This is a genomic window from Mycolicibacter engbaekii, from assembly GCF_002101585.1.
Lineage (GTDB): Bacteria > Actinomycetota > Actinomycetes > Mycobacteriales > Mycobacteriaceae > Mycobacterium > Mycobacterium engbaekii.
In genome coordinates, this window is sequence record NZ_LQOT01000033.1 from 95,035 (window position 1) to 102,491 (window position 7,457).

Sequence of the window (7,457 nt, forward strand, 5' to 3'; positions counted from 1 at the left end):
CCAGTAACCGTGCGCTGCTCGACGGTGTCCGGGTGCTCGACTTCGCGACCCTGGCCGCTGCGCCGTTGGTGGCCACCTATCTCGGTGAGTTCGGCGCCGACGTCATCAAGGTCGAGGACCCCAATGGCGGCGACCCGATCCGCGGCTGGGGCTACCAGCGCAACGGCATCGGGCTCATGTGGAAGTCGATCTCCCGCAACAAGCGATCAGTGACTCTGAACCTGCGTCAGGCCGAAGGCCAGGAATTGGCGCGCAGCCTGGTTGCCCAGGCCGATGTGGCGATCGTCAACACCCGCCCGCACACCCTGCGCAAATGGGGTCTCGACTACGAGCGGTTGCGTGCTGTCAACGACAAGATCGTGATGCTGCACATCACCGGGTTCGGGCTGTCCGGTCCCAAGAGTGAGCGCCCCGGCTTCGGCACGCTGGGGGAGGCGATGAGCGGATTCGCGCATCTCACCGGCGAAGCCGACGGGCCGCCGACGCTGCCGCCGTTCATGCTGGCCGACGGGGTCGCCTCCCTCAACGCGGCGTACGCCGTCATGATGGCGCTGTATCACCGCGACGTGCACGACGCGCCAGGGCAATTGATCGACGTCAACCTCATAGACCCGCTGGCGCGCCTGCTCGAACAGACGCTGTTGTCGCACGACCAGCTCGGCCTGGTGCCGCGGCGCGCCGGCAATCGGTGGGATATTTCCGCGCCGCGAAACACCTATCGGACCTCCGATGACAAGTGGCTGGCGATGTCGGGTAGCTCGCCGACGCTGGCGCTCAGGGTGTTCCAGGCTATCGGCCGTGCCGATCTGGTCGCCGATGCCGACTTCTCCGACCCGCAGCGCAGATTAGCTCGAGCCGCCGAGATCGATGCAATGGTCGCAGAATGGGTTGCCGGGCAGACGCTCGCGGATGCCATGGCGATCCTCGATGCGCATGAGGTCGCAGCGGCCCCGGTCTACGACATCGCCGACCTGCTGGCCGACGAGCAACTCAAGCACCGCGAGGTCTTCGTCGCCGTCGACGATGACGAACTCGGTCCGATGACCGTGCAAGCTCCGGTACCGCGGTTCTCGTCGGCTGCGGCACTCCTCGAACATCTTGGTCCCCGCCTCGGCGAGCACAACACGGCGGTCTACCGCGACCTGCTCGGATTGAGCGAAGCCGATATTGACAAACTGCGCACCAACGATGTGCTGTAACCGAAAGGGAATACGCGTCAATGACCGACCTGCTGCGCCGCTCCGAACTCGCCCTACCTGCCTGCAACGACCATATGTTCGCCAAGGGTGTGACGTGCGGGGCCGACCTCGTGTTCCTGGACCTTGAGGACGCCACCCCGGTGAGCCTGAAGGTGGAGTCCCGCGCCAAGGCTATCCAGGCGCTGACCCAGCTCGACTGGGGCCGCACCGCCCGCGCTGTTCGCATCAACGGACTGGACACACCGTGGTGCCATGACGACATCATCGACGTCGTCACACGCGCCGGCGCCGCACTGGACACCATCGTCGTCCCGAAGGCCAAGACGGCCAAGGACGTCTGGTGGGTAGAGGTGCTGCTCGACCAACTTGAGGAGAAACTCGGACTGGACAAGAAGATTCGGCTGGAGGTTCTCATCGAGGATGTCGAGGGGCTGGCCAACGCCGCGGAAATCGCACGGTCCAGCAGGCGGATCGACGCGGTGATCTTCGGCGTTGGCGACTTCTCGCTATCGCAGGGTGCGCGGGTCGATACCAACTTCGTTCCGCTGGGCGAGTACCCAGGTGACTTCTGGGCCTACGCTCGCAACAAGATTATGGTCGCGGCACGCATCGCCGGAATCGATGCCATCGACTCGCCCTACCCGGATTACGGCGACACCGCGGGGTACGAGGCTGAGGCTCGCCGTTCGTCGCTGTACGGCTACACCGGCAAGTGGGCCATCCACCCCGCCCAGGTGCCGATCGCCAACGCGGTGTTCGCTCCGACCGCCGAGGAAATCGCACTGGCACAACGGAACTTGTCGGCCTACCGGGAGGCAGAGGCCAAGGGGCGCGGCGCCGTCGGTGTTGAAGGTGTTCTCGTCGACGCCGCTCATGTGAAGAAGGCGCGAGAGGTGCTCGCGCGGGCCGCGCTGATCGATGGCGACGCTCAGCTGGTGGCGGCCGAGGGGTAGGGCAGGTCGGTGCTGGCGTGCGGATCGACGTGTACCGGTCTGCCGATATCCGGACACCGACACCGACACCGGCACAGCACCGGGCCGGGTGGATTCACCGCTGATGTCGACCCCCACGCGCCGTCGTCGAACATCTGCCGGCCCGCGGTCACCGCCCGTTCCAGCGTCTCGACTCTGCTGTTGGCCCAGAAGGAACAGGGAGTGACGTTCAAGATCCCCATCACCCGCAGGGGCGTGTTTCGATATCGGCTCGAATTCATGCTTGTGGCGCCCAGTAGTCGAGCATCTCGGCGAAGGTGTCAAACGCTGGCTTAGAGACACCGTAGGGCGCCTCGAAGTGGAGACTCAACGGATAGCCCAATCCGGCGACACCATCGATAACCCGCTGGTACAGGTCGAGCAGCAGGCGGCGTTTGACATTCGGTTCGCTTGCGGCAAGGGCTCGCACGAACTCCTGCTCCGCCGCGACTGCCTCGTTGCCGGGATCCTGGATCAGCCAATCGATCAGGCCGACCGTGCTTTCCAGCTTGGGCACAAAGCCGAAGGACAGCAGGATCTCGGGCCGGTGGTGGCTGATTCTCGAGAATTCGGAGAGGAACTCGACGATCGCATCGGAATACAGCAGCTGCGTCATCCCGAAGGTGGCGCCTCGATCGCATTTGAAATCGAAACGCCCCTTCTCGTCGTCGCGCGTGGGGATCAAGATGACTCCCCTGTTCTCGACGAGATCGTCGAATTTCGACAAGGCGTCGGTGGGCGCGACACCGCCGCCTTCCCCGTCGTTCATCGTGCGGGGGACACCGACGAAGATGATGCCGTCGAACCCCGCTTCGCCGAGACCGGTGAGCCTGGTGCGCAGTGCCGATTGGTCGAGGAACGAGGTGACCTGGGTGCACAGGCCACGGACGCCGGGAAGTGCCGGATGGATGGCCGACCAGAAGTCCGCGACGTCCAGTTTGGGTTTCATCTCGATGGGCCGGTCATCGTCCTCCGGGATCATCCCGGGGATCATGACGTGACCGATGCGGCCCGCCATGCCGGCTTCGGCTGACAGCCGCAGGACCTTGTGTGCCTCGTCGCGGGCGTGCTGGGCGCCGCGGTCGGTATTGGGTGGCACCAGTTCCAGCGCGATGGTGTTCAGGGGCACCAGGCGTCTCCGATTTCCGTTGGGTGGACACGTTGCGCCCCAGGGCTGCTGGGGCGCAACGTGTCACGTGATCAGGCGTTGGCGCGGACCTGCTTGGCGGCCTCGACCATGTTGCGCAGCGCGGCCTCGACCTCGTCGGTCTTGCGGGTCTTCAAACCGCAGTCCGGGTTGACCCAGAGGCGGTCGGGGCCGACGGCGGACAGCGCTGCGCGTAACCCCTCGACGATCTCGCTGGTTTCGGGCACTCGGGGTGAGTGGATGTCGTAAACACCGGGGCCGATGCTGTTGGCGAATCCCGCGGCCGTCAGATCGCCGACGATCTCCATGTGCGAGCGGGCAGCTTCCACCGAGGTCACATCGGCATCCAGGTCGGCAATCGCTCCGATCACCTCACCGAATTCCGAGTAGCACAGGTGCGTGTGGATCTGCGTCGAGTCCGCGACACCAGATGTCGACAACCGGAACGCGGACACCGCCCAGTCCAGATAGGCGTTCTTATCCTTGCGTCGCAACGGAAGCAGCTCACGCAGTGCCGGTTCGTCGACCTGGATGATGGCGATACCGGCGGCTTCCAGGTCCACCGTCTCGTCCCGGATCGCCAATGCCACCTGATTGGCGGAATCGGCCAACGGCTGATCGTCGCGGACGAACGACCACGCCAGAATGGTCACCGGACCGGTCAGCATGCCCTTCACGGGTTTGTCCGTCAAAGATTGGGCATAGGTGGCCCAGTCGACCGTCATCGGCTTGGTCCGGGCGACATCGCCGTACAGAATCGGGGGACGAACACACCGGGTGCCGTAGGACTGTACCCAGCCGTTGGCCGTGGCGAAGAACCCGTCGAGTTGCTCGGCGAAGTACTGCACCATGTCGTTGCGTTCCGGCTCGCCGTGCACCAGCACGTCGAGGCCGAGCTGCTCCTGCAGCCGGATCACCGACTCCACTTCGGCTTTCATCCGGTTGGTGTACTCGACCTTGTCGATCTCGCGGGCCACCAACGCCGCACGGGCCTTGCGGATCTCGACGGTCTGGGGGTACGAACCGATGGTTGTGGTCGGCAGCGCGGGAAGATTGAGCCGCGCGTCCTGGCTCTTACGGCGCTCCGCCGCGGGGCCACGGCTGTGACCGGAGGCCATGATCGATGCCAGTCGCTCCCGGACATCGCTGTTGTGTAGGCGTAGGTCGGCTTTGCGCGACGCTACCGCGGCGTTGGACGCCGCCACCTCACCGGCAATCGCCTCCCTGCCGTGCGTAAGCCCCTTGGCCAGAGCGACGACCTCGGTCACCTTCTCGAAACCGAAGGCCAGCCAACTCCGCAGCACTGCGTCGATGTCGGGCTCCGCGTCGAGCGTATAGGGGACATGCAGCGTCGAGCACGATGTCGACACAGCGAGCCGACCCACTGAGCCGCGCAGTGATGCCAGCGTGCCGAGTGCCGACTGAAGGTCGGTGCGCCAAATGTTGCGCCCATCGACGATGCCGGCGACGACGGTCTTGTCTGCCAATTCCGGCGTGGCGGCAATCGCGGACGCGGAACCGGCTACCAGGTCGACGCCGATCGCCTCAACCGGAGTTGCGGCCAACGCCGGCAACGCGTCGGTGAGTTCGCCGAAGTAGGTCGCCACGAAGATGGCCGGGCGGTACGACAGGTCGCCGAGGACACCGTAGGTGTGCCGGGCGAGATCGGCGGCATTGTCGAGCACGTCGGTGGCCAGTATCGGCTCGTCGATCTGCACCCACTCGGCGCCGTGGTTCGCCAACGTCGCGAGCAGGGTCGCGTACACCGCGATGAGTTCGTCCAGCCGACCGATCGGCGGCTCGGCGCCGTCGACTGCCTTCGACAGCGCGAGAAACGTGATGGGTCCGATGATGACCGGCCGGGCCGCGGTGCCGAGCTTCTGTGCTTCTTCCACCTCACCGAGGACCTTCGCCGGATTGAGCGCAAACTGCGTTGCGGGACCGATCTCGGGGACGATGTAGTGGTAGTTGGTGTCGAACCATTTGGTCATCTCCAGCGGCGCGATCGCGGCGGTGCCCCGCGCGGCCGCGAAGTAACGGTCCAGCTCGTCGGGGACCACGTCATACCGAGCCGGCACGGCGCCAAGCAGCACCGCGGTGTCCAGCACCTGGTCGTAGTAGGAGAACGTGTTGACGGGAATCGAGTCCAGGCCGGCCGCGGACAGTTGATTCCAGGTTTGGGTGCGCACGTCGGCAGCAACCGACTCGAGCCGGGCCTTGTCGATCCTGCCAGCCCAATAGCCTTCGATGGCACGTTTGAGTTCGCGGTTGGGACCGACACGTGGCGTTCCCAATATTGTTGCGGTTAAAGATGAAACGGTACGAGGCACGTACAGCGTCCTTCGAACGATGGGATGCTCATCGCCATAGGACGTCTGCCAGTGCGGTCGTGTGACCGCAGGTTGACCTCCGCCCATTCCACGAGGCGATGCGCCGCTGGGCGCGGCGCACCCAGCACGACTGGCAGGTCTTCGGACTCGCAGGCACGCACCGGATCGGTGCACCTAATGGCCGTCGCTTCCCAGTCATGATGACCAGTGCCGTTGACGGCGGTCGTTCCTACATACCGCTGCGGGACAGTCCCGGATTCTCACCGGGTTCCCTCTCACGTCACACCTGGATCAGCGTGTGCCGTTCGATGTGGCGACCAGAGGCCACCACAGACCAGTTGCGCTGCTGAATATACTCTGCTGGCGATTACGCAGCAGAGACACCGGCCTGTAGTTAGACCTCTGTGGTGGGCGGAGTCCCGAGGCGACAGTTCGAAGGTGAACTTCGCGATGTCCTGCAGGATGGTCGTCGCGTCCGTACCGGACAGCTGCTCGACCTCGGTCAGCAACATGGTGGACAGGTTGATGAATCCCACGGCGAGCTTCATCGCGCCGTCGGGTTCCTGGCTGGCGTATGTCGCTACCCGCTTAGCGGCGAACCGGGAGTCGCAGTGGCCTACCGACCACGTCGTCATGGCCCGACGAGTCCACTCGGCCTTCTCATTCATGGCGCCATGGAGTCATTGAACTGGGCCCACGCCGCGTAGATACCCATGCCAGCGACTTCCTCCGGGGACCGCGCGTCCCCAAATGTGGATTACGAGTGCTTGTAGCGCAGTATCTGACTCACAGGGACTGCCCCCGGTTTGGTTGACTCCTGACCTGTGAGGATTCGTCCTTGCTGGAAGGATCAATCTCGTGCCGAAGCCGTTTCCTGCCGAGTTCCGTGCTGACGTGATCGCTGTAGCCCGCAAGGGCGAGGCACCCTTGCGCCAGATCGCGAAAGACTTCGGGATCTCCGAGGCCTGCCTGCATCGCTGGCTCAAGATCGCCGACCGTGACGATGGCGTCGACCGGCCCGGGTCTACGGCATCCGATGGCGAGCTGTCAGCGCAGCTACGCGAGGCGCACAAGCGGATCAAACTCCTCGAACAGGAAGCCGAAGTGATGCGCCGCGCGGTCGGCTACCTTTCCCGGGATGCGAACCCAAAATGATGTACCCGCTGGTCCTTGACCTTGCCGCTGACGGCGTGCCCGTCACGGTGACCTGCCGGGTCCTGAGGTTCTCCACCCAGGCGTTCTACAAATGGCGTAAAGCGCCGTTGACACAGCGTGATTGGGACGATGCCCACCTGATCAACGCCGCCCGCGACATCCATGCCGATGATCCCGCGTTCGGATATCGGTTCATCGCCGACGAGCTGCCCGGGCGCGGGATCACTGCTGGGGAGAACCGTGTCGCTCGACTGTGCTCCCAGGAGCGCATCTGGTCGATCTTCGCCAAGAAGCGTGGATTGAACCGCCGCTCCGGCCCACCGGTCCACGACGACCTCGTGGACCGCCAGTTCAGCGCCCCGGCCGCCGACCAGGTATGGCTGACCGACATCACCGAGCACCGGACCGATGAAGGCAAGCTCTACCTCTGCGCCATCAAAGACGTGTACTCCAACCGGATTGTCGGCTATTCAATGGACTCGCGGATGAAGTCCTCACTGGCGCTGGCCGCGCTCGACCATGCCGTCGCGTCACGCTCACCCGTGGCGACGATCGTGCATTCCGACAGGGGCAGTCAAGGCGGATTCAACTGGTCGTCGCAACGCCTTGACTGTGGAGGTGTTCAACAGTGGCGACGAAGGATTGGGCTGCGAAG

Annotated in this window: 4 protein-coding genes, 1 pseudogene and 1 riboswitch; of the genes and pseudogenes, 3 read left to right on the top strand and 2 right to left on the bottom strand. The window is 64.5% G+C overall.

Features of this window, described 5'->3' with window-relative positions; translation table 11 throughout:
* Positions 1 to 14: 14 nt before the first annotated feature.
* Positions 15 to 1,199 carry a CaiB/BaiF CoA transferase family protein gene (locus AWC02_RS10085; RefSeq protein WP_207568035.1) on the top strand — a complete coding sequence of 395 codons (1,185 nt, stop codon included), beginning with the start codon at positions 15 to 17 and terminating at the stop codon, positions 1,197 to 1,199.
* A 20-nt stretch (positions 1,200 to 1,219) separates the two neighbouring features.
* Entirely contained in the window at positions 1,220 to 2,152 is a 933-nt protein-coding gene (locus tag AWC02_RS10090; protein WP_085128637.1) for an HpcH/HpaI aldolase/citrate lyase family protein, read from the top strand.
* A 256-nt stretch (positions 2,153 to 2,408) separates the two neighbouring features.
* Here the strand turns inward: AWC02_RS10090 and AWC02_RS10100 are convergent, their stop codons facing one another.
* Both AWC02_RS10100 and metE read right to left on the bottom strand, forming a co-directional pair.
* Positions 2,409 to 3,299 carry a mycobacterial-type methylenetetrahydrofolate reductase gene (locus AWC02_RS10100; protein WP_085128638.1) on the bottom strand — a complete coding sequence of 297 codons (891 nt, stop codon included), beginning with the start codon at positions 3,297 to 3,299 and terminating at the stop codon, positions 2,409 to 2,411.
* Between the two features lie 71 nt (positions 3,300 to 3,370).
* A complete protein-coding gene (gene metE, locus AWC02_RS10105) occupies positions 3,371 to 5,647 on the bottom strand; it encodes a 5-methyltetrahydropteroyltriglutamate--homocysteine S-methyltransferase (RefSeq protein ID WP_085128639.1) in 2,277 nt (758 codons plus the stop codon).
* Positions 5,648 to 5,762: 115 nt separating this feature from the next.
* A riboswitch (cobalamin riboswitch) is annotated at positions 5,763 to 5,984 on the bottom strand.
* A gap of 521 nt (positions 5,985 to 6,505) precedes the next feature.
* Between metE and AWC02_RS10115 the strand changes: the two are divergent.
* Positions 6,506 to 7,380 (top strand): annotated as a pseudogene (locus AWC02_RS10115) (IS3 family transposase); the annotation flags it as partial.
* Between the last annotated feature and the right edge of the window lie 77 nt (positions 7,381 to 7,457).

Excerpts from the sequence above, each read along its gene's own strand:
- AWC02_RS10090 (WP_085128637.1), top strand. The coding sequence starts at position 1,220 with ATGACCGACCTGCTGCGCCGCTCCGAACTCGCCCTACCTGCCTGCAAC.